This window comes from Arthrobacter sp. APC 3897, from assembly GCF_030407495.1.
GTDB lineage: Bacteria > Actinomycetota > Actinomycetes > Actinomycetales > Micrococcaceae > Arthrobacter_B.
This window is the reverse complement of record NZ_JASDDG010000011.1, coordinates 12,433-38,821: the sequence shown is the minus strand read 5'-3', so window position 1 is coordinate 38,821 and position 26,389 is coordinate 12,433. Positions and strand designations below refer to the sequence as shown.

The window sequence follows — 26,389 nt, the reverse complement described above, 5'->3', positions numbered from 1 at the left end:
GTGCAGTGGTGCGAGTGTGACAGAAGTTATTTCTGTGACGTATGCGAATTTACACTACCGAGACTCAGAGCAATACCTGAGTACCGCCTGAACAGGGGTTCCGGTTCCACAACGCCTTCCAACTGGCCCGCGGACGGGTTCCCGTGGGAACCTAGGAGAGTGACTGAACTCGAGGAACTTGTTTCCGATTGGCTGACCCTGCCCGATGTGGCTGAAAAACTGAACGTTTCGATTACCAAGGTGCACAGCATGCTCGAAGAGCGTGCTCTCGTGGCCGTGCGCCTCGGGGAGCGCAAAATACGCAGTATCCCCGCCGCGTTTATTGACGACGGCGCGGTGCTGGACAGTTTGAAGGGCACCATTTCCGTGCTCATTGATGCCGGCTACAACGACGTTGAAATGATCCGCTGGCTCTTTACTGCGGATGACTCCCTGCCGGGGCGCCCGGTGGATGCCCTGCGTGAGGGACGGAAGACGGAAATCCGCCGCCGCGCCCAGGCCCTGGGCTGGTAATTCGAACTTTCGGCATGATTCAGGCCCTGAGCATATAAACAGCGGCTCCCGTTTCAAACGGGAGCCGCTGTTTTCTTGTCCGCTGCAGCGGGAAGGTTCTTCCGGACCCGGGTCCGGAAGACTTCGAAGGTCAGGCGGTCCGGGTCACTGCCGCGTGTGCCAGGGAACGCAGGGCTGCCCGGGTGACATCATCGACGGGCATCTGGTCCAGGGCGTCAAAGGCAGCGCGGGTATGGCCCTCAATGAGGGTTTCCGTGGCGGCCAGCGCCCCCGTCTCCTCTATAAGGGAGCGCAGGCGGGCCACGCCGTCGTCATCCAGGTCCTCCCTGCCCAGGCCGGCGGCAACGGCATCCTGCGCCGAAGGTCCGCCCAGGGCCAACGCGTAGGCGACCAGGACAGTGCGCTTGCCCTCCCGCAGATCATCTCCGGCGGGCTTGCCCGTTTGTACCGGGTCACCAAAGACGCCCAGGACGTCGTCGCGCAGCTGGAACGCTTCCCCCAGCGGCAGCGCGAACCGGGAGTACCAGTCCAGCAGTTCCGGTGCTGCCCCGGCCAGGGCGCCGCCCAGGGTCAGGGGATGCTCGGTGGTGTATTTGGCGGATTTATAGCGCAGGATATTCCTGGCCCGGACGACGGCGCGGTCGGGCTCGTGTGTAGGGCCGACAACTTCCTCGAGAATATCCAGATACTGGCCTGCCATGACTTCGGTGCGCATCCGGTTGAAGATACGCCGTGCCGGTGTCCCGTGCGCTGCCTGGGCGCCCACCGCGGCGAACATTTCCTCGCTCAGTGACAGACACAGGTCGCCGGCCAGAATGGCGGCCGAGGACCCGAAATGCGTTCCGTCCAAATGCCAGGATGCGTCGCTGTGGGCTGTGCTGAAGCGCCGGTGCACGCTGGGGCCGCCTCGCCGTGTGTCGGAGCGGTCGATAATGTCATCGTGGATCAGGGCAGCACTCTGGAACAGTTCCAGCGCGACGCCTGAGCGCACCGCAGGCAGGGCGAGTTCGGCTCCGCCGGCACCGCGCCAGCCCCAATAGTTCAGGAGCGCCCGCAGGCGCTTGCCGCCCTGGGCCAGGGCCGAGACGGCATCCAGGAGGGGAAGCGATTCCATGGATACGTCCTGCAGCACGGCCTGCTGTTCGGAAAGGAACGCGTCCAGTTCCGCACCGAGGTGTTCACGGTAGGAGGACTGTTCACGGGCTGCGTCGGCGTCGGGCGACGGGATTGCTGTAGGCATGGCCGGGCCTTACTTGTCTGACTCGGGAAGCGTGTTGATGCTGGCAGTGTAGAAGAAGCTGCCGTCGCGCGAGACCACTGTCACATTGGCGGTGTCGTCTCCGCCGGAACGGACAAACTGCTGCACGGTAGCCGGTCCCTGTTCCTCGGGGTCGGAGGGCGTGAAGCCCTGATCGGAGAACGTCTTGGCATAGAAGGCCAAAATCTCCTTGGCGGGCGAATCAGTGCTGCCGCTCAGCGAAGCAGTAAAGAGGGCGTCGGTCTCCTCGAAGCTGGTGGTCAGCGCCGTCGATCCCGGCAGCAGCGGAATCAGATCCGTGGGGAAGCCCTCAGCAATAGCGGTGGAGGTGGAGGTTGTTGAAGGGGTGGCCGTACTGTCCGCTGATTCCGAGGCGCCGGCGGAGGCTGACGGACCGGATGAGGACGCAGAGCCGCTTGCCGACGGAGAGACCGCGGCGGAAGAAGATACCGGGGCAGAGGGTGCGGAAGTTCCGGTTTCTGTAGTGTCCGAATCCGAGGTGCAGCCTGCGGCCGCCAGGAGGACGGCGGCGGCAGTAAGGGCAATCGGGAGCTTTTTCATGGGTATCCGCATCTGCTGGGAGGTCAGGATCTGGTCCCCAGTCTAGGCGAAACGCAAACGTCGGACCCGTTGTCTACCATGAAGGAGTGAGCAACGGCCCCAGCGAAAACCGCGACTGCACCATCATGCACGTGGACATGGATGCCTTCTACGTGTCGGTGGAATTGCTCAAGCGACCCGAACTGGCCGGCCGTCCCGTCATTGTGGGCGGACTCGGCGGCCGATCAGTTGTACTGTCCGCTTCCTATGAAGCACGCCGCTACGGCGTCCACTCGGCCATGCCCATGTCCCGGGCCTTTCGGCTGTGTCCGCAGGCTGTCATCCTGGAGCCCCACCATGAGGATTACCGTGATGTGTCCGGCCGGCTCATGGCCATCTTCGAATCCATTACTCCGCTGGTGGAACCGCTCAGTGTTGATGAGGCCTTTTTGGATATTGCCGGAGCCATGCGCCTGCTCGGCCCGCCGCGTGCCATCGGGGAGCTGATCCGTCAGCGGGTGGCCTCGGAACTCGGGATTACCGCCAGCGTTGGCATCGCGTCCACCAAGTTCGTGGCGAAGATTGCCTCCACCCGTTCCAAGCCGGACGGGCTGCTGCTGATTCCCCGCGATGAAACAGTGGCCTATCTCCACACCTTGAACGTCTCGGCCCTGTGGGGTGTGGGTGCCAAAACCCGGGAAACCCTTGCACGGGTGGGGATATCCACGGTGGAGGACGTGGCCCGCACGCCCGTCAGTGTTCTGAAGCGGCTCCTTGGAGTCACCGGAGAGCATGTCTACGAGCTGGCCTGGGGGAGGGATCCCCGCACAGTCACTCCGGTGCGCCGGGAAAAGAGCATTGGAGCGGAAGAGACTTTCGCGCGGGATGTATCTGACGATGAGACGCTGCATACGGAATTGCTCCGCCTGGCTCACAAGACGGCAGTCCGGTTGCGGGCGGCCGGGCTGCAGTGCCGTGCAGTGTCCCTCAAGCTGCGGTATGCGGATTTCTCCACCCTCACCAGAACCCGGACCCTGCGGGAGCCCGTTGACAGCGCCCAATTAATTTACGAAGAATCGCGGGCCCTGCTCACTGCCCTGGGTCCCCGCCGAATGAGCGTGCGGCTGATCGGCCTGAGGGCCGAGCGGCTGGAGCCTGCGGAAGGGGCGGCAGTTCAGCTGACACTGGACGGCCGCGACGACAACTGGCGGTCTGCCGAGGACACGCTGGATAAGATCAACGCCCGTTTCGGTGAGCTGGGCGTCATGCCGGCCAGGCTTTTGAATCCCTCACGCCGGGGGCGTTCCGGCCGGGCTCCGGGCGGGACGGGCACTGCGGGAGAGGAAACCAGCTAAGCCCTAGGCGGAATGGATCCCGGCAGCGTCCCCACCGCTTTCCTCGGATGAAATTGCCACCTATCCTAGAAAGTAAGCACAACACGCGTTCTGCCCGGATTGTCGGTCCAGGTGAACTGCCCGGCGTAGCCGGGGGATCACCTAAGTTCTCCGGGAAGCCGGCGGTGGGAACCGTCCCGGCACGGGGATCGTTGGTTGCTTGACATGGGTATTTCGGACCGCAAGGAGGCAGTAATGGCACTCTCGGAACACGAGCAGCGCTTGCTGGACCAGTTGGAGCAGCAATTACACGCCGAGGACCCCAAATTTGCCAATTCCATGGCAACCCCGGCACCCACGGGTATATCCACCAGGCGGATTGTGCTTGGTGCTCTGGTTGCCGTTGCGGGGATCGGACTGCTGCTCGGGGGCGTCGCCTCCGACACGCCGTTCAGTCTTGTCTTGGGAATACTGGGCTTCCTGGTCATGGGGGCGGGAGTTTACTACGCGACGACGCGCGGCAAACGGAACGTACAGCCGGACTCGCCGGCACGCAGGAAAGAGCGTGAGGCGAGTGCGCCAAAGAACTTTATGAGCAATCTGGAAAACAAATGGGATGAGCGCAAGCGGGATCAGTAACCCGCAGGGCTGAGGGTCCGCTCCACTTTCCTCCCCGTCCGGCACCCCTCCACTAAAGACCCGCCGCAGGCGGGTCTTTTTTGTGGGTGAAGGAGCAGAAAACCCCCTTCCGGTCCGCTCCCGGGCGTCGGAATCCTCCACCAGCCGCGATCCGCGTCATTCTGCGGAAGAAAAGGCCCGACGCGCCGCAAACCACGGGGCTGGATCGTTGACTGTGGAGGGAAGTGGAGTAAAGTGGAGGCCATAAGAGCGTAGGGGCAGCAAAGCAGGTACAGCAGGAGGAACTTCTCCCAATTTGGACAGGCGGTGACTGATGTTCCTCGGAACCCATTCACCTCGCTTGGACGAAAAAGGGCGGCTCATCCTGCCGGCGAAATTCCGCGAGGAACTGGCCGGCGGGTTGGTGCTTACCAGGGGGCAGGAACGCTGCATCTACGTTTTTAGCCAGAAAGAGTTTGAACGGGTGCATGAGCAGATGAGGGAAGCTCCGCTTTCCTCACGCCAGGCACGTGACTACATTCGGGTTTTCCTCTCGGGAGCCTCAGATGAAGTCCCGGACAAGCAGGGCCGGATCACCATTCCGCCGGCACTGCGGTCCTACGCCGGACTCGGCCGCGAGTTGGCCGTGATCGGCGCAGGCACCAGGGCTGAAATCTGGGACGCCGCGGCGTGGCAGACCTACTTGGAAGAGCAGGAAACGGCGTTCTCGGAAACCGACGAGGACACCATTCCAGGGGTCTTCTAGACAGCTTGCGATCAACGGCACTACCCGGCAAACAGCACAAAATTCAGCAAAACATAACCACGTCAACCACACCACCACGCAGGAACCGGATGCAGCGGATTCTTGCATGAGATCTCCAGCCGCCCCGCAGGGCCGGCACCTGACTTCACTTCCCCGGAGCCAGGCGCCGCAGCGTGAGGCGCGGATGGGGGTCTGATTCAAGAACTACACCGCCGTCCCGGACGCGGAAGGACAGCAGATGAGCGAAGAACGCCCTACCGAGGAACGGCATGTTCCGGTGCTGCGTGACCGCTGTATTAACTTGCTGGCACCTGCCATCGACAAAGCCGTGGCAGACCACGGCAGTGCTGTGGTTGTGGATGCAACCCTTGGCATGGGCGGACACACCGAAGCCATGCTGGAACGCTTCCCCCAGCTGCACGTGATCGGCATCGACCGGGACCGGCAGGCACTGGCCCTGGCCGGAGAACGTCTGGCTCCATTCGAGGACCGCATTGACCTCGTGCACGCTGTGTACGACGAAATTGCCGATGTTGTCCGGGACCTGGGTTTTACCGGCATCGACGGGGCGCTCTTTGATCTGGGCGTGTCCTCGCTTCAGCTCGACGAGCGGGACAGGGGATTCGCCTACTCCTACGATGCACCGCTGGACATGCGGATGGATGTCAGCCGCGGGCGCACCGCGGCTGACATCGTTAACAGCTACAGCGAAGCGGACCTGGTTTCGATCATCCGCAAATGGGGTGAGGAAAAATTCGCCGGCCGTATTGCTTCGGCGATTGTGTCCACCCGCGCTGAAAAGCCCTTCACCACCACGGGGGAACTGGTCGATGCCATCCGTGCCGTCGTGCCTGCCGGAGCTGCCCGCACAGGGGGCCATCCCGCAAAACGGACCTTCCAGGCCCTGCGGATCGAGGTTAACGAAGAGCTGGACGTCCTGGAGCGTGCCATCCCCGCCTCACTCTCGGTCCTGAACCTTGGTGGCCGGGTGGTGGTCATGTCCTACCACTCGCTGGAAGACAAGATCGTCAAGGGCGTGTTCGCGGCCGGTGCCCGGTCCTCCGCCCCCAAGGGTTTCCCGGTGGAACTGGAACAACACAAGGCGCAGCTGAACCGGCTGACCAAGGGAACCGAGGTTCCCACCGAAGAAGAAATTGCTGAAAATCCCCGTGCTGCCTCCGCGAAACTGCGGGCCGTGGAACGGATTCGCATGGCTACCGACGGGGCAGATTCATGACACAGGTACAGACCCGGCCCCACACAGGGATCGCCGGACACCGCCGCACCACGCACGGCAACACCGCCCGGGCGCTGGATTGGAATCCGGCTCCGGTTCGTCCGGCACCTTCCGCTCCGGCACCGCGCCGGAGGACGCCGCTGTCCGTGGTACCTGCGGCGGTGCAGCGCCGCCGGCGTGCTCCCGTTGTTATTCTCTGTTTCATTACGCTCATCCTCGGATTGGGCGCAGTCCTGCTGCTGAACATCTCCGTTTCGAGCGGGCAGTATCAGCTGGTCCAGCTGCAGAATGAGCGCACTGAACTGGCACAGCGCAACGAGGCGCTGACCCAGCAGCTGGAGAACCACCAGGCTCCCCAGGTCCTGGCTGCGGAAGCCGCTGAACTGGGGATGGTCACTTCGTCCTCGTTTGGAAGCATCGATCTTCAGACGCTGGCTGTAACAGGGGACCCCGTGCCGGCGGAGGAAGCCGACGCGCCGGCTGTCCTGATTCCCGCCCCCAATGTGCTGACGCAGCCGGTTGCCCCGGCTGTGCCCGCCGCGGAGGCTCCGGCACCGGTGGTCGAGTCGGCAAGGGCAGCTGAAGAACGGGAAGCGGCCGCAGCGGAATCAGCCGCGGCCGGTGAAGGTGAACCGGAGCCGGCGCCCGCGGTGCAGGAATCTGATCTGAACGGCGGAACCATTCCGGCTCCGGTCCAGAGAAGCGGACAATAAGTTAAGTATTACGAGGCAGTGACGAGGATACGTTGTGGCAAAAGTGCAGGACCCCGCGAAGGGGAACCACAGAGTAGCCGTCGTTACAGGCAGGCTGAGGACAGGTTTGATCCTGGCCCTGGTCCTGCTGACAGTGCTCGGCGTGCGCCTCTTTCAGGTGCAGGCAGTCGACCCGCAGGGGATGGCGGAAACCGCAGTTGCGGAGCGGCTGCAAACCAGGGCTGTGCCGCCGCTGCGCGGCAGCATCCTGGACTCCGAGGGCAATTATCTGGCCCGCAGCGTTGAACGCTTCGACATTGTGGTGGACCAAACCCTTTCGCACCCCTACGCGGAGGATCAGGAGTACGCGCGAAGCACGTCCGAAGGCCAGGAAATGGTCTCCTTTGACCAGGCCTTCGAGGAACTGTCCGGCATCCTCGGCCAGGACGCCGAATCCCTGAGGAGCCTGGTACTGGGGGACGCCAGCTTCAATTTCGTTGCAAAGACCGTGACTCCGGAAATCAGGGACAAGGTCCTGGCGGTGAAGTTCCCCGGCATTTACGCAGACCGCACCACGCTGCGCACCTATCCGTCCGGCTCGGTGGCAGGATCCATTGTGGGATTCCTCGGAACCGACGGCCCGCAGGAGGGCATGGAGCTTACCCAGGATGACGTCCTCGCGGGTGAGGCAGGCAGCAGGACGTATGAAATAGGCGGAGACGGAATCCGCATTCCCTATGCCACCAATGAAGACGTCCCCGTGCGTGACGGAGATTCCGTCAAGCTCAGCATTGACCGTGACCTGCAGTGGTTCGCCCAGCAAGCCATTGCGAGCCAGGTCGAGGAGTACAACGCGGACTGGGGCAACGTGGTGGTGGTCGAGGCCAAGACCGGCCGCATCATCACTATGGCGGAATCAACCACCGTCGACCCGAACGATCCGGGCCAGACGCCGGCCGAGTACCGGCAGCCCCTGTCCGTGACCGTCCCCTTCGAACCGGGTTCCACCACGAAGATCATCACCATGGCGGCGGCCCTGGAAGAGGACATCATTGAGCCGGAGTCCCGGTTCGAAATCCCCTCCACCTACACGGTTGACGGGCAGACTTTCAAGGACGCCTTTGACCACGGCACCGTGCATATGACGGCCGCCGGCATCTTCACCAAGTCCATGAACACGGGCACGGTCATGATCGGCGAGCAGCTCACCAAGCAGGAACGCTATGACTGGCTGAAAAAGTTCGGGATCGGGGAGCCGCTGGACGTGGGCCTGAATGGTGAAACCGTGGGTCTGCTGGCCAAGCCCGAGGAATGGGACGGCAGGCAGCAATACACGGTGCTCTTCGGCCAGGGTCTGGCCCAGACCGCCCTGCACACGGCGATGGTCTACCAAACGATCGCGAACGACGGCGTCCGGCTGGCACCGAGCCTGATCGACAGCTACATCGGGGCCGACGGAACGGAAACCGCTGCCGGGAAGACAGAGTCCACCCGGGTGGTTTCGGAACAAACGGCCCGTGAAGTCCAACACATGCTGGAGACCGTCACAGCCGAAGGATCGGGCAGGGGAGGCGCCCTGGACCAGTACCGGGTGGGATCCAAGACCGGTACCGCCGAAGCGCCGGCGGCCAACGGCGGATACGACGGCTATACACTCTCCTATGCTGGTATTGCACCCATGGATGATCCGCAGTACGTCGTGGTGGTGACGCTGCAGCGGCCAGAGGGTTCCCTGCAGGTCCTGGACCCCGGCAAGACTTTCAAGAAGGTCATGCAGCAGGTGCTGACCACGCGAAACGTGGCACCATCCTCGTCGGAACCGGAACTGTACCCCGTGGAGTACTGAAACCGGCTGCGGGTCGCCGGGCAAGCACCAAGCGGACAGTTCCTTGCGGACTGATCTATTTCGAGTACCACGTCAATTTTTCTGGAGCAGTGCAGTGCCTACAAATGATCAAAGCAATCCGCAGCAGCGGGGAGGCGGAATGAGGCCGTCAACGGTTCGACCGGTGTCCCTGCGCGCAGCAGCGGACTCGCTCGCGGCCGCCGGCCTGCCCGGGATTGAGCCCGCACGCGCGGCGGATGGGGAAGCAGACATCATGCTCACGGGCCTCACCATCAATTCCCGTGAGGTCCAGGCCGGTGACCTCTATGTGGCGCTGCCCGGCGCCCGCCACCATGGTGCCCGTTTCGCTGCCGCGGCGGCCGGGGCTGGAGCCGCGGCTGTGCTTACCGATGACGAGGGCGCACGCCGGCTGGCGGAACTGCCGGTGCCCGTCTATGTCACGTCCGACCCGCGCCGGCTGGTGGGGCCGCTGGCCGGGGCGGTTTTCGGCAGCAGCCCGCGGGACGGCAGCGGCCTCACGCTGTTCGGCGTCACGGGCACCAACGGCAAGACCACCACCACCTACTTCATCAATTCCCTCCTGGGTGCACTGGGCAAGACAACAGGGCTCATCGGAACCATCGAAATCCTTGCCGGTGGAGAACCCATAGCGAGCACTCTCACCACGCCGGAATCGCCCCAGGTGCACGGGCTGCTCGCCCTGATGCGCGAAAAGGGCCTGGACGCGGCCGCGATGGAAGTTTCTTCGCATGCCATTTCGTACCGGCGCGTGGACGGCGTCGTGTTTGACGTGGCCGGATTCACCAACCTGACCCAGGACCACCTGGACCTGCACGGATCCATGGAAGAGTACTTCGCGGCCAAAGCTGCCTTGTTTTCAACGGAACGGGCCCGGCAGGCAGTCATCTGCGTAGACGACGAATGGGGCGCCCGGATGGCCGCCGGCTCCCCGGTTCCGGTTTGGACGCTTTCCACGCACGACGACGGCACCGAGGCTCGCTGGCGGGTAACGGACGTCGTCCGCGACGGGCTGGGCCACCGCTTTGTGCTGCGCGGCCCCGACGGGGCCGTGCTCCGCGCGGGAACCGGCCTGCCCGGTACCTTCAACGTTTCCAACGCAGCCCTTGCCGCCGTCATGGTCCTCGCCTCGGGCGTGGGAATTGCACAGCTCCAGGAAGCCCTGGACCGCTGCGATCCGTTCACCGTAGAGGTTCCGGGCCGTATGCAGCTGGTGGGCGAAGCCCCGGCTGCAATTGTCGACTTCGCCCACAACCCCGATGCGCTGGCCCGCACGCTGGAATCGGTGCGCCGGGAAGCCGGAGATCCCTCCGATGCGGACACCCCGCCGCGCGTCATTATCGTTTTCGGCGCTACCGGAGAGCGTGACCAAACCAAGCGGCCGCTGATGGGGGAGATTGCCGCGCGGCTTGCCGACGTCGTGATCGTCACCGACGACGACCCCCATGACGAGGACGAGGCCGCTATCCGCGCCGATGTCCTGGCCGGCGCCCGCGCCGCACGGGAGCGCAGCGCACTGGACTGTGAAATCCTTGAAATGGCGCCGCGGGCTGCGGCCATAGACCACGCCGTGTCGCTGGCCCGCCCGCAGGACACTGTGCTGGTTGCAGGCCGGGGACATGAAGTATTCCAAGAAGTAAAAGGAGTGAATTTGGTCCTCGATGACCGCGTTGAGCTACGGCAGGCGTTGACACGCTACGGATTCTCCGTGCTGTCCGGCAACGGGGTAGAGTCCTAAGACGTCATGATTGAACTTAGCGCAGCAGACATAGCGGCAATTACGGGCGGCGAACTCATCGGCGGAGCCGCACAGGCATCCGGGACGATCGTGAATTCAGCCACAACCGACTCCCGGGAAGCCTCTCCCGGCTCCCTCTTCATCGCCAAACCCGGCGAAACGTCAGACGGCCACCTCTTCGTGGATGCGGCTTTTGAACGCGGTGCCGTCCTGGCCCTCGTGGAGCGTCCCGTCGAGGATGCTTCCGGCTCCGTTTACCCGGCGGTTCTCGTTCCGGATGCCGTCCTGGCCATGGGCACCCTGGCAGCGGAGATTGTCCGCCGGCTGCGGGAATCCTCGCCGCTGACGGTCATCGGAATTACCGGATCGGCAGGTAAGACCACCACAAAGGACCTGCTGGCCGCAATCCTGCGCGCCGAAGGCGAGACAGTGGCTCCCGTCGGTTCCTACAACGGAGAAGTTGGCGTTCCGCTGACCATCTTCGGCGCGGGCTACGGCACCCGCTACCTGGTGATGGAAATGGGCGCCACCGGCATCGGCCACATTGAATACCTGGCCTCCATGGTGAAGCCCGACATCGGCGTCGTCCTCGGCGTGGGAACCGCCCACGCCGGCGAATTCGGCGGCGTGGAGAACATCGCCCGCGCCAAGGGCGAGATGGTGGAGGCTCTGGCACCGGGCGGCACCGCCGTCCTGAACGCCGACGACATCCGTGTGGCTGCCATGACTGATCGCGCCGGTTCCGGCGTCGAAATCCTGTACTTCACGTCCTCGCCCGAGGAAGCCCACGGCGCCAAGTCGTCAGTGCGCGCAGTGGATGCCAGGACCGATGAACAGGGACGTCCCGTCTTTACCCTCCGGTTCCCTGACGGAAGCGAATATCCGGTGGAATCGGGCCTGATTGGTGCCCATCACACCGCAAACCTGCTGGCCGCTGCGGCCGCCGCTTTCGCAGCAGGCATTCCGGCCGGGCGCATTGCCGCGGCATTGTCCGGCCAGAAGGCCGCCAGCCGCTGGCGCATGGAACGCACCGACCGCCCGGACGGCGTGACAGTCATCAACGATGCCTACAACGCCAACCCCGAATCCATGCGGGCGGCGCTTCGGACCCTTGCCGAACTGGGCCAGGGCCGGCGTACCTGGGCCGTGCTGGGCGAAATGCTGGAGCTCGGGGATTCCTCGGTCAATGAGCATGACGCGATCGGCCGGTATGTAGTCCGCCTGAACATCTCTCAGCTCATAGTGGTGGGCACAGGGGCGCGCGCCATGCATACGGGTGCAGTCATGGAGGGTTCCTGGGGCGATGAGTCCGTCTTCGTGGAGAGCCCCGAAGACGCCGAACGCATCCTGGAATCGTCGCTGCAGCCCGGAGACCTCGTCCTTTTCAAATCCTCAAACGGTGCAGCCCTGCGCCATCTCGGTGATCGGATAGCTTTGAACGCCCCCTCTTCAACCACCGCCCTGCCGCCGGCTTCAGCGCCGCAGCACACCAGCCCGGATCTTACCGGGGAAGCCGGAGGCGTCCAGTAGTGGTTTCCCTGCTCATCGGGTCTTCACTGGCTCTGGTCCTTGCCTTTGCCGGCACGCCCCTGTTCATCCGTTTCCTGGTCAAGAAGAGCTACGGCCAGTTTGTCCGCGACGACGGACCGACCTCGCACCACACCAAGCGCGGCACGCCCACCATGGGCGGCGCCGTCATCGTGGCCTCAGTGGTTGCGTCCTACTTCATCACGCACCTCATCAGCTTCGCGATCAACCCCGGCAGTTTTGGCCCGTCCGCCTCCGGACTCCTGCTTCTGTTCCTGATGGTCGGAATGGGGTTTGTGGGCTTCATCGACGACTACACCAAAATCTCCCGCCAGCGCAGCCTGGGGCTGAACGCCAAGGCGAAGATCATTCTGCAGACCCTCGTGGGGGTTGCGTTCGCCATCATGGCCCTGAACTTCCCGAACGACCAGGGCCGGACGCCCGCGTCCACGCAGATCTCCTTTATCCGGGACACCGGCCTTGACCTGGCCTTCGCCGGCACGCTGATCGGCGCCATCCTCTTCATCCTGTGGGCCAACCTCATCATCACCGGAACCACCAACGGTGTGAACCTGGCGGACGGACTGGACGGCCTGGCCGCGGGAGCCTCCATCCTGGTGTTCGGCGCCTACTTCCTGATCGCCTTCTGGCAGTCCAACCAGACCTGCGGGACACCCGATGCCGGAGCAGTCTGCTACGAAGTCCGCGACCCCATGGACCTGGCCCTGCTGGCCGGCGCCCTGGCCGGCGCACTGGTGGGCTTCCTGTGGTGGAACACCTCGCCGGCCAAAATCTTCATGGGGGACACCGGTTCCCTCGCCATCGGCGGGGCCATTGCCGCGTTCGCCATCCTTTCCCGCACCGAACTGCTGCTGGTCATCCTGGCCGGGCTCTTCGTGATCATCACGCTTTCCGTGATTATCCAGGTGGGGTACTTCAAGCTCAGCGGCGGAAAACGCGTTTTCAAAATGGCGCCGCTGCAGCACCACTTTGAGCTCAAGGGCTGGGCTGAAGTCACGGTCGTGGTCCGTTTCTGGATCGTCGCCGGACTGTGCGTGGCCGTGGCACTTGGCATCTTCTATGCGGAATGGGTGGTAGGAAATTGAGCGACGCAGCTGACTCCGCCGCCGGGACAACCCGGCTGGACGAACTGACCACGTGGGATGCGCCCTGGCGCGGACTGCGCGTTGTTGTCACGGGTATCGGTCTCTCCGGGTTCTCCGCGGCCGACACCCTGATCGAGCTCGGCGCCCGGGTGGTGGTGGTTGACGCCCGGGACACAGAGGAAAACCGGGCGAAGGCCGACACCCTGCGGATCGTGGGAGCAGCCGACGTCCTGCTGGGCGCCGACCATGCAGAAGCCCTGCCCGCCGTTGACGGCGAGCCGGCAGAGCTGGTCGTCACCTCGCCCGGCTTCAGCCCGGCCCATCCGCTGATGCGGGCGGCAGCTGACGCCGGCATCCCGGTGTGGGGCGACGTCGAACTGGCCTGGCGGGTCCGCATCCGCGAAGGCCGCAAGACCGCCCAGTGGCTGACCATCACCGGCACCAACGGCAAGACCACCACGGTTTCGATGACCGAAAGCATGCTGCGCGCCGCCGGACTGCGCGCCATTGCTGCCGGAAACGTGGGAACCCCCATCCTGGATGCCATTCGCGATCCGCAGGGCTATGACGTCCTCGCCGTGGAACTGTCTTCCTTCCAGCTGCACTGGACGCATTCCATCTCTCCGCTGGCCAGCGTGTGCCTGAACATTGCCGAAGACCACGTGGACTGGCACGGCTCCTATGAGGCTTACAAAGCCGACAAAGCCAAGATCTACGAGAACACGCAGGTTGCCTGCATCTACAACGCCGAGCAGACCGAGACCGAGCACATGGTCGAGGAAGCCGACGTTGTTGAAGGTTGCCGCGCCGTCGGCTTCACCACCGGCATGCCGTCGGTCTCCATGGTGGGAATGGTGGAGAACCTGCTGGTGGACCGCGCCTTCATCGAGCAGCGCAAGGATTCCGCGGCCGAGCTCGCTTCCATGTCCGATCTCGGCGAATACGCGCCCCGGCACATGGTGGCCAACGCCCTGGCCGCCGCGGCCCTGGTCCGGGCCTACGGCGTTGAGCCGGTGGCGGTACGGGACGGGCTTCGGACCTATGCGCCCGGAGACCACCGCATCCAGCCGGTTGCCCGCCTCAATGACATCCTGTGGATCAATGATTCAAAGGCCACCAATCCGCACGCCGCGTCGGCGTCCCTGTCTGCCTTCACCTCGGTGGTGTGGATCGCCGGAGGGCTGTCAAAGGGTGTCCATTACGCAGACCTGGTCCGGGACAATGCGTCCCGCCTGCGTTCCGTGGTGCTGATCGGTGCGGACTCCTCGGACCTCCGGGATGCGTTGGCGCGACACGCGCCCAACGTCCGGGTGATCGATGCCGTTCCCCCGCACACTGGTGGAACGGATGCCGCTGCTTCGGCGGTAAGCGGTGAGGACGTGATGGTTTCGGCCGTTGCAGCCGCCGCCGCTGAAGCGCAGCCGGGAGATACAGTCCTGATGGCGCCTGCAGCAGCGTCCATGGATCAGTTCGCGTCCTACGCGCACCGCGGGGACGCTTTCATCGAGGCCGTCCGCGGGTACGTGGAAGGACAGGCGCAGACTCCTAAGGAGCCCTAGATGGTCACTACGCCCTCAGGGAAGCCCCGGAAGCCCGTACTCCGGTCCAAGCGCCAAACACCGCAAACATCCCCGGCATCCACACCCCCGGCATCCACCGGCCCCGCTTCACGGACAGGGAAGCCCGGAGCAGCTGCTCCGTCGGTTCCGGCGGCCGCAGGCAAGACCCGCGGCCGGGGTGCGCGTAAGAATGCCGCCCCGGACAAGAGTCCCTCGCTGCTGGAACGCGGCATCATCGTGCTTGAAGGCAGCCGCCGCAAAGCCACGGGATCTGCTTACTACACCATCCTCGGCGCAGCCCTGGCCCTGACGGCCATCGGCCTGATGATGGTGCTTTCCGCGTCCTCCGTGGAATCCATTGCGGCCTCGGCCGGAGAATCCGCGGGCAGCACCTTCGGCTTCTTCATGAAACAGGCTCTTTTCGCGGCATTGGGAATCCTGGCCATGCTGGTACTGTCCCGGCTTGGTCCGCGGACGTACCGGAAACTGGCCTGGGTGGCTCTGGCGGGGGCCGTCATCCTGCTGGTCCTGGTGTTTATCCCGGGCATCGGCAAGGAGGTCGGCGGCAACCGGAACTGGATCGAGATCGGTCCCCTCACGGGCCAGCCCTCGGAAGCGGCAAAACTGGCGATGGCCGTTTGGTTCGCCTCCGTGCTCTCCACGAAGCAGAAGCTGCTGACCGAATGGAAGCATGCCCTGGTGCCGGTGGTTCCGGGCGGCGGCCTCCTGATCGGGCTGGTCCTGCTGGGCAGGGACCTCGGCACCGTCATCATCATGGGATTGATCATGATCGCCGCCCTGTTCTTTGCCGGGGCGCCGCTGCGGTTCGTGGCGGCGCTGGTTGCTGCCGGAGGGGCCGGAGCCGTCCTGATGTCCATGCTCAGCGGAAACCGCACCGGGCGCATCAGCGCCTGGCTGGGACAGGACTGCGGGGCCGGGCTCTGCGACCAGGCCAACGCCGGCATGTACGCCCTGGCCTCCGGAGGCTGGTTCGGCGTGGGCATCGGACAGAGCCGGCAGAAGTGGAGCTGGATCCCCGAAGCCCACAACGACTTCATTTTCGCAATCATCGGCGAGGAATTCGGACTGCTGGGCACGCTCCTGATCGTGCTGCTCTTCGGTGTCCTGGCGGTTGCCACCATCCGCATGACCATGCGGCACACGGATCCGTTTATCCGGATTGTCTGCGGGTCCATCCTGGTGTGGATCATCGGCCAGGCGTTCGTGAACATCGCCATGGTGACCGGACTGCTGCCTGTGATCGGCGTGCCTCTGCCCTTTATCTCCTACGGCGGTTCTTCCCTCACCTTCACCCTGGCGGCCGTGGGGGTCCTGCTTTCCTTTGCCCGCAAAATCCCAGAACACAAAATTCCTGAAAGTGAACCATCAGCTCCATGACACAACGTCCCCTTTCCCTCGTCCTCGCCGGTGGCGGCACCGCCGGGCACATCAGCCCGCTCCTTGCGGTGGCGCGCGCTGTGCAGGAGTCCGCGCCGGAGTCCCGCATCAAGGTGGTGGGCACCGCCGCAGGCATGGAGACCCGGCTGGTTCCGGCCGCAGGGTTTGAGCTGGCCTTCATCGACCGGGTCCCGATGCCTCGCAAACCCGGCGGCGACCTGGTCCGGCTGCCCGGCAGGCTCGTGCAGGCCGTGCGCCAGGCCGGTGCGATTCTGGACGAGGCAGCGGCCGACGTCGTCGTGGGAGTTGGCGGTTACGTGTCCACGCCGGTGTATCTTGCCGCCCGCCGGCGGAAACTGCCGATCATCGTGCACGAGGCCAATGCCCGTCCCGGACTCGCCAACCGCGTGGGCGCACGGTTCGCCGACGTCGTCGGCACCGCCTTTGCGCAGACCAAGCTGCCCCGCGCGCAACTGGTGGGCATGCCGATGCGCCGCGAAATTTCCGGACTGGACCGCAGCCGGGCGCGTGCCGGCGCACGCACAGCGCTGGGACTGGACCAGGACCGTCCAACCCTGGTGGTGACCGGCGGCTCTTCCGGAGCAGCCAGCATCAACCGTGCCGTTGAGGCGGCGCTGCCGGCCCTCGCGGAAGCGGGCATTCAGACCCTGCACATCACCGGACGGGGCAAGCAGCTTCTGACCTCCGAAGGTACGCCGCTGTCGGCGCCGCTTTACCGCCAGGTCGAGTATGTGGACGGGATGGAACAGGCCTACGCCGCTGCTGACCTTCTGCTCGCCCGCTCCGGCGCCGGTACGGTCTGTGAAATCAGCGCAGTCGGCCTGCCCGCCGTGCTGGTTCCGCTGCCGCACGGCAACGGGGAACAGGCACTCAACGCGGCCGGTCTGGCGTCTGCCGGGGGAGCGCTGGTGGTTGCGGACACACTCTTCACGGCACAGTGGATATCGGACCGGCTGATACCTTTGCTGGCGGATCCCGCGGCGCTGGAAGCCATGTCGGCAGCTTCGTCAGCTCAGGGAATCCGCGACGCGGACCGGCGGATGGCAGAGTTTATCCTCGAAGCGAAGGTAAGGTCACGAGCATGAGCACCCTGAATCTTTCCGAGCTCGGCCGGGTGCACTTCATCGGCCTGGGCGGTGCAGGCATGTCCGCTGTCGCCCGGGTAATGATCGGCCGGGGCGTTTCTGTGTCCGGCTCGGACTCGCGGGACTCCGCCGGGCTGCGGGCTTTGGAAGCCCTGGGCGCCTCGGTATTCGTGGGCCAGGACGCGGCCAATGTACAGGGCGCGGATACCGTGGTGGTGTCCACCGCTATCCGCCCCGACAACCCCGAACTCGCTGCTGCCCGTGAACTGGGCCTGCGCGTCATTCACCGCTCCGAGGCGCTGGCCGCGGCTATGGGGACGCAGGACGTGGTGGCCGTCGCCGGAACCCACGGCAAAACCACCACCACTGCCATGGTGACTGTCCTCCTGCGTGAAGCAGGCCTGGATCCCTCTTTCGCGATCGGCGGAGACGTGGCGGCACTGGGCGTGAACGCCGCCTTTGGAAGCGGCAGGGTGTTCGTTGCCGAGGCCGACGAGTCGGACGGCTCTTTCCTGAACTACCGGCCGCAGATTTCCGTCCTCACCAACGTTGAGGCCGATCATTTGGACCATTACGGTACCGAGGAAGCAGTTTTCGCCTCCTTCGACAGGTTTGTCCGGCTCCTGCCGGCAGACGGCCTGCTGGTGGCTTGTGCGGACGATCCCGGAGCAGCGGACGTGGTGCGCCGCTCCGGTGCCGCCCGGGTGTGCACCTACGGCTACAGCGAGAGCGCCGACATCCGGATCACTGACACGCGGCCGCTCGCCAGCGGTTCGGTGTCGATCCTGCGTTTCAGCCTGGACGGCCTGGACTGCGAGCAGGAACTGCGGCTGATGGTCCCCGGCGCGCATAACATCCGCAATGCCGCCGCCGCGTTCGCTGTCGGGCTTGGACTGGGAGTGGACCCGGCCCTGGCCGCGGCAGGGCTGGCAGTCTTTTCCGGCGCGGCACGACGCTTCGAAGCCAAAGGCGCGATGCGCGGCGTGCGGGTCTTCGATGACTACGCGCATCATCCCACTGAGCTGGTGGCTGCGCTGGACGCGGCGCGCACCGTTGCCGGGGACCACCGCGTCCACGTGTTGTTCCAGCCGCACCTGTTTAGCCGGACACTGGCCTTCGCGGAGGAATTTGCCGCCGCTCTGGAACGGGCGGACACCGCCACGGTGCTGGACATTTATGCGGCCCGCGAGGATCCGGTGCCCGGAGTGACCAGCGAGGTGATTTCCGCCAAGGTGAGCCGGCCCGGAGGCTACGCGCCGGACGCCGGGCAGGCCGTACGGGATATTTGCCGCCGTGCCGCACCGGGGGACATCATCCTTACGGTGGGTGCCGGAGACGTCACCCGGTACGGTGCGGACCTGGTGCAGGAACTCGCCAGGACGGACGCGGCCGAGCCCGAGCTGCGGAAGGAACTCCGTGGCTAGCAAAAAACCCCGGCGGCCAGACGCGGGTCCCATCCGTCACGGCGGCAGCGGACACTCGTCGGTCCGGCGTGCAGCAGGCTACGGGGATCCCGTCCAGCGGGAGCGGAGGCTGCACGGGGGCGCCGGAAGGACTGCCCCTGCTGCCGAAGAACCCGGGGGCCGCACGGGGACGGAAACGGGCTCCGGAAACGGGGAACTGGTGACCGCCACGGTGCTGGCGTTTCCCGAACCGCCCCCTCGCAGGCGCCGCCGGTGGCTGCTGGTGTCAGTGGTGACTGCTGTTGTTCTGCTGGGTGCTTTTCTGGCTTTCCTCTTTCTGTCTCCGGCACTGGCCCTGAAGACCGTAACAGTCCAGGGAAACTCGCTGCTGGCCGAGGACGAGGTTCACCGTGCCCTTCAGCCGCTCATGGGCGAGCCGCTGACCACGATTAGTGACGACGACGTCGCCGGGCTGCTCGCGGACCGGCCGGAGGTCGCCGGAGTGGACGTCGTGGCCGTGCCCCCGTCCGAGATTATCGTGAGCATCACGGAACGCGTTCCGGTGGCGGTCCTGCAGACCGGAAATGCGTTTTCGCTGATTGATGAAGACGGGCTGGTGATCGGCACTGCGGCCAACCGTGCCGAGGCCAGGCTGCCGCTGATCGACGGCGGCAGCGAAGCGGTGAACAATGCAGTCTTCAGTACGGTGACCTCGGTCCTGTCCGTGCTGCCGGAAAATGTTCTCGCCCAGCTGGACCACGCGTCGGCGACATCCGTCGATTCAGTGGAACTTCAGCTGCTCAACGGGCAGACGGTATTCTGGGGGAGCGCCGAATCCAATGTGGCCAAGGCGCGTGTTTTGGAAGCCCTGCTTCTGATGCCGCCCAAGGATCCGCCGATCAGTGTGTTTGATGTCAGCACCCCAAGCGCTCCGGTTACGAGGTGATTTTCTTCTCTTGCGGGAAAGAAAAATCCGACACGCGGCAGAGGTAATTGCAGAACCAGTTTTCGCCCCATAGCGTCACTGGTAGAGGATTACTTGACATAACTATAACCTTCAACTGAAAGCTTAGGGTTTCGGGTTGAACGTTGCAGGTCAGGTTCAAGGTTTTCGGCCGGAAAAATCCGGCCACAATTGATCAGTTGCACAGATTCGAACAAGGGACACAGGACGTGGCAGCACCGCAGAATTACTTGGCCGTCATCAAGGTCGTCGGCATCGGCGGCGGTGGCGTGAACGCCGTAAACCGGATGATTGATGTCGGACTCCGAGGCGTGGAGTTTATCGCCATCAACACCGATGCGCAGGCGCTGCTGATGAGCGACGCCGACGTGAAGCTCGACGTCGGCCGCGAGCTGACGCGTGGCCTGGGCGCCGGCGCGGATCCCGAGGTGGGCCGCAAGGCCGCCGAGGACCACGCCGAAGAGATCGAGGAAGTCCTGCGCGGGGCTGACATGGTCTTCGTTACCGCCGGCGAGGGCGGCGGCACCGGCACCGGCGGCGCGCCCGTCGTGGCCCGCATTGCCCGGTCCCTGGGTGCCCTGACCATCGGCGTCGTGACGCGTCCGTTCACCTTCGAAGGCCGCCGCCGGTCCAACCAGGCCGAGTCCGGCATCGATACGCTGCGCGACGAAGTCGACACGCTGATCGTCATCCCGAATGACCGTCTGCTCTCCATCAGCGACCGGAACGTCTCCATGCTGGACGCCTTCCGCTCCGCTGACCAGGTGCTGCTCTCCGGTGTGCAGGGCATTACCGACCTGATTACCACGCCGGGTCTGATCAACCTCGACTTCGCCGACGTCAAGTCCGTCATGCAGGGTGCAGGTTCCGCCCTCATGGGTATCGGTTCCGCACGCGGTGAGGACCGTGCCGTCAAGGCCGCTGAGCTGGCCATTGCGTCGCCGCTGCTGGAAGCCTCCATTGACGGCGCCCACGGTGTCCTGCTCTCCATCCAGGGCGGGTCCGACCTCGGCCTGTTCGAGATCAACGAGGCTGCGCGGCTGGTGCAGGAAGTTGCCCACCCGGAAGCCAACATCATCTTCGGTGCCGTTATTGACGACGCCCTCGGTGACGAAGCGCGCGTTACCGTCATTGCGGCAGGCTTCGACCAGGTGGATGTCACCTCACAGCCTGTTTCGCACAAGCCGGCCGAACCTGCACAGCCCCCGGCCAGTGCACCGGCCGCCGGCGGCTACGCAGCCGCCGCGCCTGCTTCCGCAGGGCTGTCGGCATGGTCGCAGCGCTCCACCCAGCGCAGTGATGTTCCTGCCGATGCAGGCTTCGATGTGGACCTGCCCGCAGTCGTGGAGCCGGATCTGTCCACTGGACGCAATGATGACCTGGATGTCCCTGACTTCCTGAAGTAACACCCCGGTCCGGGTCCCGGACCCGGACCATTTAGCCCAGCGAGGTTGTTCGACGATGTTTTGGTGGCAGACGCAGGCCGGTGACGGCCTGGCGGTCGCGTTCACCACTACAGAGGCGGGCAACCTCGCTCTGCATGTTGGGGATGACCCGGTACAGGTGCTGCGGCGCCGCAGGGCGCTGGAGGCGCGCATGGGTGTGCCCGATGGGGCCCTGCGGTTCATGAACCAGGTACATTCGGCAGTTGTTGCATCCGTAGCCGGAGCGTCACCCGTGGGGACGGCTGATGCTGCAGCAGACCCGCTCACTGCCGACGCCCTCGTCAGTCCGGACGGCAGCGTGCCGCTGGCCGTCATGGTGGCCGACTGTGTCCCCGTGGTGCTGGCCGGGCGGAACCGTGCCGGCGGCATGGTGACGGGTGTAGCCCACGCCGGCCGCCGGGGACTGCTTGACGGTATCCTCGCCAACACCGTGCAGGAGATGGCCGCTGCAGGCGCACAGGACCTCCGCGCCTGGATCGGCCCGGCGGTGTGCGGACAGTGCTACGAGGTTCCCGAGGCCATGCAGCGTGAGGCAGCCGCTGTGTTGCCGGAAGTGCGCTCGACCACCCGCTGGGGAACTCCTGCCCTCGATCTCCCTGCCGGGGCACAGTCACAGCTGGAAGCCCTGGGCGTCGACGTCGTCCGGGTCCCCGGGTGCACCCTCGAATCCGACGATCTCTACTCGCACCGCCGCAGCAGCAGTGCAGGGCGCTTCGCCGGGCTCATCTGGCGAAACTGACGCATGGATCCCCGCTTTCGCAAATGTCCCGGATCCCCGCATGACCGGCAGCTCCGCTGCCTGAACTACCTGCTTGATACAAGGAGCACGACGCCATGACTGCCAGCCTCACCCCCGCCGAACGGTCCACTGAGCTTTCGCAGCGGCTTCAGCGGGTGCGCTCCCGTATCAGCTCAGCGGCAGCAGGCGCTGCGGCGCCAACCCTCATAGTGGTCACCAAGTACTTTCCCGCCTCGGATGTGCATCTCCTGGCCGGTTTGGGCGTCACCGACGTTGGTGAGAACAAGGCTCAGGAGGCCGCGGCGAAGGCGTCATCGGTGCAGGCTCAGGGCTTGAAGTGGCATTTCATCGGCCAGCTGCAGAGCAACAAGGCGAAGTCAGTGGTCCGATACGCGGCGGCCGTCCATTCAGTGGACCGGCTCTCGCTGGTCACGGCACTTGGCAAAGCCGTGGCGGCTGAACAAGCCCGCCGTACGCAGGCGGGGGAGCAGCCCAGGGCGGACCTGGATGTGTTCCTGCAGGTGGATCTGCGGGAGCAGGCAGCTGGAGGCGGCCTGTCCGGTGCCGGGGCGTCCCGCGGAGGAGCGCTGCCGCAGGAGCTGGCCGGTCTGGCGGAGGCAGCCGCGGAAACCGCCGGCCTTCGTCTCGCCGGGGTCATGGCGGTGGCACCCCTCGGTGCCGACGCAGGGGAGGCCTTTGCCCGTTTGGCTGCCCTGTCAGGCGAACTGCAGCGGGACCACCCCGGGGCGGATGCGATCTCGGCCGGCATGAGCGGGGACCTGGAAGCGGCGCTGGAAAACGGGGCGACACACCTGCGGATCGGCTCCGATATTCTCGGGCCCCGGCCCGCAGTGCGGTAGCGTCTATAGGAGGATAGAGTCCCTCATCTGACGGGGGGCGGGTGCTACGGCGCTGAAGTTATAGAAGGAGCAACCATGGCTGGCGCAATGCGCAGGACAATGATCTACCTTGGGCTCGCCGACGGTGAAGAGCCCTACGAGTCTGAGCAGAAGAGCCAGCGGGAAGCCCCGGGGCGCAGCACCGAGGAGTACACCCCCGAGTACGAGCGCACTGAACGCCCCGAACGGACGGAGCGCGCCGAGCGCACGGAACGTCCCGAGCGGCCAGAGCGTGCGGACCGCGACGCCGAGCCCGCACCGGCACCCGCGGCACGCACTGCAGTCGAAGAATACCGGGCACCGGTCACACCCATTAAGCGAGCACCGTCATCCCGAGAGGAAGTGGATGGCTTGCGCCAGATCACCACCGTTCACCCCCGTTCTTACAACGACGCCAAGATCATCGGTGAGAGCTTCCGGGACGGAATTCCGGTAATCATGAATGTCACCGACATGGGCGAAGCAGATGCCAAGCGCCTGGTCGATTTCTCTGCTGGCCTTGTCTTTGGGCTGCGCGGTAGCATCGAACGCGTGACCAACAAGGTTTTCCTCCTGTCACCGTCCTACGTGGAGGTGCTGGGTGATGACAAAAAAGTCAGCGAATCCCAGTCGGCATTCTTCAATCAGAGCTGACCGCGGGCCCGCAGCAGCGGGATATCCCCGGACCGCTACGGCCTTCCCTGAAACGAAACAACACGCGTGAGTATTATTTTTGCCCTGCTGTATGTGCTGCTGGTGCTCTTTCAGTTCACCCTGTTCCTGAGGATTGTCTACGACGCCGTCCAGATCTTCGCCCGCCAATGGCGTCCCAAGGGACCGGCCCTGGTGCTGGCCTCGGTAATTTATGGGGCCACTGACCCGGCCATCCGGCTGCTTCGCCGGTTTATTCCTCCGCTGCGCCTGGGCGGAATCTCCCTGGACCTCGCCTTCATTGTGCTGTTCATCGTCGTTGCCATCGTGAAGCAGATCGTCGCGGGCGCCCTCTTTTAATTTGCGGCGGCCCTGCGGCTGCAGTTAGTTTTCCTTCCCTGGAAGCGATACTGTGAAAAGGAATAAGACTCCTTAGGTTTTTATGTTCAATATTCTCTACGTAGAACCGTCTGCTGAACTCGCAGGCGTATCTTATAACCAGTGTGAGGTGACCAGATGGCTCTGACGCCAGAAGATGTTGTCAATAAGCGGTTCCAGCCGACCAAGTTCCGTGAAGGCTACGACCAGGACGAAGTTGACGACTTTCTCGATGAGATTGTTATTGAGCTGCGTCGTCTGAACGCTGAGAACGAAGACCTCCGCAGTCAGCTCGCCGACTGCGTTGCCGGCAAGTCCGATGACAGCTCCGCTGTTCCGGCCCCCGTGTCAGCTGCAGCCAAGACGGAGCAGGTCACGGCACCGGTTAAGGGACAGAAGAAGCCCGAGCCGGTCAAGGCCCAGGGGTCGAAGGCCACCGCAGCCGCCGCCAAGCTCCAGGAGTCCAAGGCTGAAGAGGCAAAACCCCAGGCCACCAAGGCTGACGAGGTCAAGGCCGGTGCCCCGGCCGCCGCAGCACCGGCCAACGCAGCCGCCGCATCTGCTCCGGCAACCGCAGCCAGCGACACCGAGACCGCGGCAGGCATCCTGGCGATGGCCCAGAAGATGCACGATGACTACGTGGGCGCCGGTGTTGAGCAGCGCGACAAGATTATTGCCGAAGCCCAGATCGAAGCCACCGGCCTGGTCACCGAAGCCGAGGACAAGAGCCGCAAGATCCTCAGCAGCCTGGAACAGCAGAAGGAAGTCCTGGAGCGCAAGGTGGAGCAGCTGCGCGGCTTCGAGCGTGACTACCGTTCACGCCTGAAGACCTACATCGAAGGCCAGCTGCGCGACCTCGATGCCCGCGGATCCGTTGCCTCCGAGACTGCCGACGCATAACGCGGACGGCACGGCGGCACCGAAGGTGCACTAAACTGAATTAGAGCAAGGGCCGGCTGGCCGGGATGCCCCGGCTGGCCGGCCCCTTGCTTTCGCACTCCCGGGGCCCTGCGACGGGCCACGACCAACGAAAGCACCATGACTAAATCTTCTGAGGAACCCGTGTCGGCAAGCGAAGCCGGCAGCGGCGGCGGCCACGTGCGGCCGGCGTGGTCCGGATATGCGCTGATTATGGCCGCGTGCGCAGTACTGGCCGTGGGGATCGACCAGCTCACGAAATGGTGGGTCGAGTCCACCATGACACTGGGCCAGGTCACCGACGTGCTGCCGCCCCTGCTGCGCTGGCACTACATTCTCAACCCCGGGGCTGCCTTCTCCATCGGTACCGACTACACCTGGGTGTTCACCATCATCATGGCGGCGGTGTGCGGGTTCCTTGTGTACCTCATGCTCAGGGTCCGTTCCTTCTCCTGGGCTGTTGCCCTGGGCCTGGTCCTCGGGGGAGCGGCGGGCAACCTCACCGACCGGCTGTTCCGTGACCCCTCGTTCGGCCAGGGCCACGTGGTGGACTTCATCGCCCTGCCCAACTTCGCAATCTTCAACATTGCCGACACCTGCGTGGTTTCCGGCGTCATTCTGGTTTGCCTGCTGACTCTGCGCGGCGTGGGCCTGGACGGAGTGCGGACCCCCACAGGGGCAGCACCGGACGCGGACACCGGCAGCGAACCCGGCAGCACAGACATAAAGAACGGCAACGACACCAAATGAATGAGATCCACACCGTCCTGCAGATTCCGGACGAGGCTGACGGCGGCCGCGCCGACGCGGTCATGGCGAAACTCCTGGATGTCTCGCGGTCCACAGCAGCCACCTGGTTTACCGATGGCTACTTCAGTATGAACGGCAAGGCGCTGGGCAAGTCTGACCGCCTCGCGGCCGGGGACCGGGTGACCGTTGACATTCCCGAGCAGCGTGATCCGCTCGCCGTCGTCGTCGAACCCGTTGAGGGACTGAAGATCCTGGCCGATGATGACCACTTTGTTGTCATCGACAAGCCCGTGGGCGTGGCCGCGCATCCCTCGCCGGGCTGGGTGGGCCCCACCGTAGTAGGCGGACTGGCAGCCGCCGGCTACCGCATTTCCACCTCCGGTTCCCCTGAACGCCAGGGCATTGTCCACCGCCTCGATGTGGGCACCTCCGGCGCCATGGTGGTGGCCAAGACCGAGCACGCCTACACGCTGCTGAAGCAGGCCTTCAAGGACCGCACCGTGGAGAAGATGTACCACGCTGTGGTTCAGGGCCTGCCGGATCCGCTGCGCGGAACCATCGATGCACCGATCGGGCGGCATCCTTCCTATGACTGGCGGTTCGCGGTGCTTGAGGGCGGCCGGCCCTCGGTCACCCACTATGAGGTGCTTGAGGCGTTCGGCAAGGCCTCGCTGGTGGAGGTGCATCTGGAGACCGGCCGCACGCACCAGATCCGGGTGCATTTCTCGGCACTCAAGCACCCCTGTGCCGGAGATCTCACCTACGGCGCCGAGGCAAAGCTGGCCGCCGAACTGGGCCTGACCCGGCAGTGGCTGCACGCCCGCAAACTGGCCTTCGCGCACCCGGGAACCGGAGAACGCGTGGAAGTTGTCAGCGAATACCCCCAGGACCTGCAGTATGCACTGGACGCCCTGCAGCGCGGGGATGTCTAAGGCACGCAGCCGGAAGTGACGAACGCCGGCAGCCGGACGGCGGCGAGCCGTCCGGCTGCCGCTCTAACCCGGCCT

General features: G+C 64.7%; 25 protein-coding genes. 23 read left to right on the top strand and 2 right to left on the bottom strand.

Translation table 11 applies throughout. The annotated features are described in order from the left end of the window. Positions 1–159: 159 nt before the first annotated feature. Entirely contained in the window at positions 160–513 is a 354-nt protein-coding gene (locus QMA10_RS07115; RefSeq protein ID WP_290167137.1) for an Rv2175c family DNA-binding protein, read from the top strand. Positions 514–643: 130 nt separating this feature from the next. Here the strand turns inward: QMA10_RS07115 and QMA10_RS07110 are convergent, their stop codons facing one another. Together QMA10_RS07110 and QMA10_RS07105 are read right to left on the bottom strand one after the other, a co-directional pair. Then, positions 644–1,753, bottom strand: a complete 1,110-nt coding sequence (locus QMA10_RS07110) for a polyprenyl synthetase family protein (protein ID WP_290167136.1) — start codon at positions 1,751–1,753, stop codon at positions 644–646. A gap of 9 nt (positions 1,754–1,762) precedes the next feature. After that, positions 1,763–2,332 (bottom strand): hypothetical protein, encoded by a 570-nt coding sequence (locus QMA10_RS07105; protein WP_290167135.1) that lies wholly within the window; start codon positions 2,330–2,332, stop codon positions 1,763–1,765. Between the two features lie 86 nt (positions 2,333–2,418). On the opposite strand from QMA10_RS07105, the gene dinB reads away from it, so the two are divergent. The 22 genes from dinB (at position 2,419) to QMA10_RS06995 (ending at position 26,314) form a co-directional block, all read left to right on the top strand. After that, entirely contained in the window at positions 2,419–3,666 is a 1,248-nt protein-coding gene (gene dinB, locus QMA10_RS07100) for a DNA polymerase IV (RefSeq protein WP_290167134.1), read from the top strand. 234 nt (positions 3,667–3,900) lie between these two features. Then, the gene (locus QMA10_RS07095; protein WP_290167133.1) at positions 3,901–4,284 is read left to right on the top strand and encodes a DUF3040 domain-containing protein; all 384 of its coding nucleotides are present in this window, start codon (positions 3,901–3,903) and stop codon (positions 4,282–4,284) included. A gap of 313 nt (positions 4,285–4,597) precedes the next feature. Next, positions 4,598–5,029 carry a division/cell wall cluster transcriptional repressor MraZ gene (gene mraZ, locus QMA10_RS07090; RefSeq protein WP_290167132.1) on the top strand — a complete coding sequence of 144 codons (432 nt, stop codon included), beginning with the start codon at positions 4,598–4,600 and terminating at the stop codon, positions 5,027–5,029. 238 nt (positions 5,030–5,267) lie between these two features. Next, complete coding sequence (gene rsmH / locus QMA10_RS07085; protein ID WP_290167131.1) at positions 5,268–6,266, top strand: 16S rRNA (cytosine(1402)-N(4))-methyltransferase RsmH; 999 nt, start codon at positions 5,268–5,270, stop codon at positions 6,264–6,266. Continuing rightward, positions 6,263–6,979, top strand: a complete 717-nt coding sequence (locus QMA10_RS07080; RefSeq protein ID WP_290167130.1) for a hypothetical protein — start codon at positions 6,263–6,265, stop codon at positions 6,977–6,979. The genes rsmH and QMA10_RS07080 overlap by 4 nt, the downstream gene beginning before the upstream one ends. A 34-nt stretch (positions 6,980–7,013) precedes the next feature. After that, complete coding sequence (locus QMA10_RS07075; RefSeq protein ID WP_290167129.1) at positions 7,014–8,804, top strand: penicillin-binding protein 2; 1,791 nt, start codon at positions 7,014–7,016, stop codon at positions 8,802–8,804. A 139-nt stretch (positions 8,805–8,943) separates the two neighbouring features. Then, positions 8,944–10,560: a UDP-N-acetylmuramoyl-L-alanyl-D-glutamate--2,6-diaminopimelate ligase gene (locus tag QMA10_RS07070; protein WP_290167128.1), complete on the top strand. Its 1,617-nt coding sequence runs from the start codon at positions 8,944–8,946 to the stop codon at positions 10,558–10,560. Between the two features lie 6 nt (positions 10,561–10,566). Continuing rightward, positions 10,567–12,090, top strand: coding sequence for a UDP-N-acetylmuramoyl-tripeptide--D-alanyl-D-alanine ligase (murF, locus tag QMA10_RS07065; protein WP_290167127.1), 1,524 nt, complete (start codon positions 10,567–10,569; stop codon positions 12,088–12,090). Continuing rightward, entirely contained in the window at positions 12,090–13,193 is a 1,104-nt protein-coding gene (mraY, locus tag QMA10_RS07060) for a phospho-N-acetylmuramoyl-pentapeptide-transferase (RefSeq protein ID WP_290167126.1), read from the top strand. Before murF ends, mraY begins: the two co-directional genes overlap by 1 nt. Continuing rightward, positions 13,175–14,752, top strand: a complete 1,578-nt coding sequence (gene murD, locus QMA10_RS07055) for a UDP-N-acetylmuramoyl-L-alanine--D-glutamate ligase (protein WP_290167125.1) — start codon at positions 13,175–13,177, stop codon at positions 14,750–14,752. Before mraY ends, murD begins: the two co-directional genes overlap by 19 nt. Beyond that, on the top strand, positions 14,753–16,150 hold the full coding sequence (ftsW, locus tag QMA10_RS07050; protein ID WP_290167124.1) for a putative lipid II flippase FtsW: 1,398 nt from the start codon (positions 14,753–14,755) through the stop codon (positions 16,148–16,150). It begins immediately after the preceding gene. Next, positions 16,147–17,256 carry an undecaprenyldiphospho-muramoylpentapeptide beta-N-acetylglucosaminyltransferase gene (gene murG / locus QMA10_RS07045; RefSeq protein WP_290167123.1) on the top strand — a complete coding sequence of 370 codons (1,110 nt, stop codon included), beginning with the start codon at positions 16,147–16,149 and terminating at the stop codon, positions 17,254–17,256. The genes ftsW and murG overlap by 4 nt, the downstream gene beginning before the upstream one ends. After that, positions 17,253–18,680, top strand: coding sequence for a UDP-N-acetylmuramate--L-alanine ligase (gene murC / locus QMA10_RS07040; RefSeq protein WP_290167122.1), 1,428 nt, complete (start codon positions 17,253–17,255; stop codon positions 18,678–18,680). Before murG ends, murC begins: the two co-directional genes overlap by 4 nt. Then, positions 18,673–19,605: an FtsQ-type POTRA domain-containing protein gene (locus tag QMA10_RS07035; RefSeq protein WP_290167121.1), complete on the top strand. Its 933-nt coding sequence runs from the start codon at positions 18,673–18,675 to the stop codon at positions 19,603–19,605. The genes murC and QMA10_RS07035 overlap by 8 nt, the downstream gene beginning before the upstream one ends. 227 nt (positions 19,606–19,832) lie before the next feature. Continuing rightward, entirely contained in the window at positions 19,833–21,029 is a 1,197-nt protein-coding gene (ftsZ, locus tag QMA10_RS07030) for a cell division protein FtsZ (protein WP_290167120.1), read from the top strand. A gap of 55 nt (positions 21,030–21,084) precedes the next feature. Beyond that, positions 21,085–21,807 (top strand): polyphenol oxidase family protein, encoded by a 723-nt coding sequence (locus QMA10_RS07025; protein WP_290167119.1) that lies wholly within the window; start codon positions 21,085–21,087, stop codon positions 21,805–21,807. Positions 21,808–21,902: 95 nt separating this feature from the next. Further along, on the top strand, positions 21,903–22,667 hold the full coding sequence (locus tag QMA10_RS07020) for a YggS family pyridoxal phosphate-dependent enzyme (RefSeq protein ID WP_290167118.1): 765 nt from the start codon (positions 21,903–21,905) through the stop codon (positions 22,665–22,667). A gap of 75 nt (positions 22,668–22,742) precedes the next feature. Continuing rightward, positions 22,743–23,339, top strand: coding sequence for a cell division protein SepF (locus QMA10_RS07015; RefSeq protein WP_290167117.1), 597 nt, complete (start codon positions 22,743–22,745; stop codon positions 23,337–23,339). A 66-nt stretch (positions 23,340–23,405) separates the two neighbouring features. Further along, on the top strand, positions 23,406–23,696 hold the full coding sequence (locus tag QMA10_RS07010) for a YggT family protein (RefSeq protein ID WP_290167116.1): 291 nt from the start codon (positions 23,406–23,408) through the stop codon (positions 23,694–23,696). A 156-nt stretch (positions 23,697–23,852) separates the two neighbouring features. Continuing rightward, positions 23,853–24,614 carry a DivIVA domain-containing protein gene (locus tag QMA10_RS07005; protein WP_290167115.1) on the top strand — a complete coding sequence of 254 codons (762 nt, stop codon included), beginning with the start codon at positions 23,853–23,855 and terminating at the stop codon, positions 24,612–24,614. Between the two features lie 138 nt (positions 24,615–24,752). Continuing rightward, the gene (gene lspA, locus QMA10_RS07000) at positions 24,753–25,382 is read left to right on the top strand and encodes a signal peptidase II (RefSeq protein ID WP_290167114.1); all 630 of its coding nucleotides are present in this window, start codon (positions 24,753–24,755) and stop codon (positions 25,380–25,382) included. 5 nt (positions 25,383–25,387) lie between these two features. Further along, positions 25,388–26,314: an RluA family pseudouridine synthase gene (locus QMA10_RS06995; RefSeq protein ID WP_290167192.1), complete on the top strand. Its 927-nt coding sequence runs from the start codon at positions 25,388–25,390 to the stop codon at positions 26,312–26,314. Positions 26,315–26,389 lie beyond the last annotated feature (75 nt).

What these genes read in the sequence shown, in the direction of transcription:
- QMA10_RS07110 (WP_290167136.1), bottom strand. Translation starts at nt 1,753, where the DNA reads ATGCCTACAGCAATCCCGTCGCCCGACGCCGACGCAGCCCGTGAACAG.
- QMA10_RS07105 (WP_290167135.1), bottom strand. Translation starts at nt 2,332, where the DNA reads ATGAAAAAGCTCCCGATTGCCCTTACTGCCGCCGCCGTCCTCCTGGCG.
- QMA10_RS07095 (WP_290167133.1), top strand. Translation starts at nt 3,901, where the DNA reads ATGGCACTCTCGGAACACGAGCAGCGCTTGCTGGACCAGTTGGAGCAG.
- mraZ (WP_290167132.1), top strand. Translation starts at nt 4,598, where the DNA reads ATGTTCCTCGGAACCCATTCACCTCGCTTGGACGAAAAAGGGCGGCTC.
- rsmH (WP_290167131.1), top strand. Translation starts at nt 5,268, where the DNA reads ATGAGCGAAGAACGCCCTACCGAGGAACGGCATGTTCCGGTGCTGCGT.
- QMA10_RS07080 (WP_290167130.1), top strand. Translation starts at nt 6,263, where the DNA reads ATGACACAGGTACAGACCCGGCCCCACACAGGGATCGCCGGACACCGC.
- QMA10_RS07070 (WP_290167128.1), top strand. Translation starts at nt 8,944, where the DNA reads ATGAGGCCGTCAACGGTTCGACCGGTGTCCCTGCGCGCAGCAGCGGAC.
- murF (WP_290167127.1), top strand. Translation starts at nt 10,567, where the DNA reads ATGATTGAACTTAGCGCAGCAGACATAGCGGCAATTACGGGCGGCGAA.
- murD (WP_290167125.1), top strand. Translation starts at nt 13,175, where the DNA reads ATGGGTGGTAGGAAATTGAGCGACGCAGCTGACTCCGCCGCCGGGACA.
- ftsW (WP_290167124.1), top strand. Translation starts at nt 14,753, where the DNA reads ATGGTCACTACGCCCTCAGGGAAGCCCCGGAAGCCCGTACTCCGGTCC.
- murG (WP_290167123.1), top strand. Translation starts at nt 16,147, where the DNA reads ATGACACAACGTCCCCTTTCCCTCGTCCTCGCCGGTGGCGGCACCGCC.
- murC (WP_290167122.1), top strand. Translation starts at nt 17,253, where the DNA reads ATGAGCACCCTGAATCTTTCCGAGCTCGGCCGGGTGCACTTCATCGGC.
- QMA10_RS07025 (WP_290167119.1), top strand. Translation starts at nt 21,085, where the DNA reads ATGTTTTGGTGGCAGACGCAGGCCGGTGACGGCCTGGCGGTCGCGTTC.
- QMA10_RS07020 (WP_290167118.1), top strand. Translation starts at nt 21,903, where the DNA reads ATGACTGCCAGCCTCACCCCCGCCGAACGGTCCACTGAGCTTTCGCAG.
- QMA10_RS07015 (WP_290167117.1), top strand. Translation starts at nt 22,743, where the DNA reads ATGGCTGGCGCAATGCGCAGGACAATGATCTACCTTGGGCTCGCCGAC.
- QMA10_RS07005 (WP_290167115.1), top strand. Translation starts at nt 23,853, where the DNA reads ATGGCTCTGACGCCAGAAGATGTTGTCAATAAGCGGTTCCAGCCGACC.
- lspA (WP_290167114.1), top strand. Translation starts at nt 24,753, where the DNA reads ATGACTAAATCTTCTGAGGAACCCGTGTCGGCAAGCGAAGCCGGCAGC.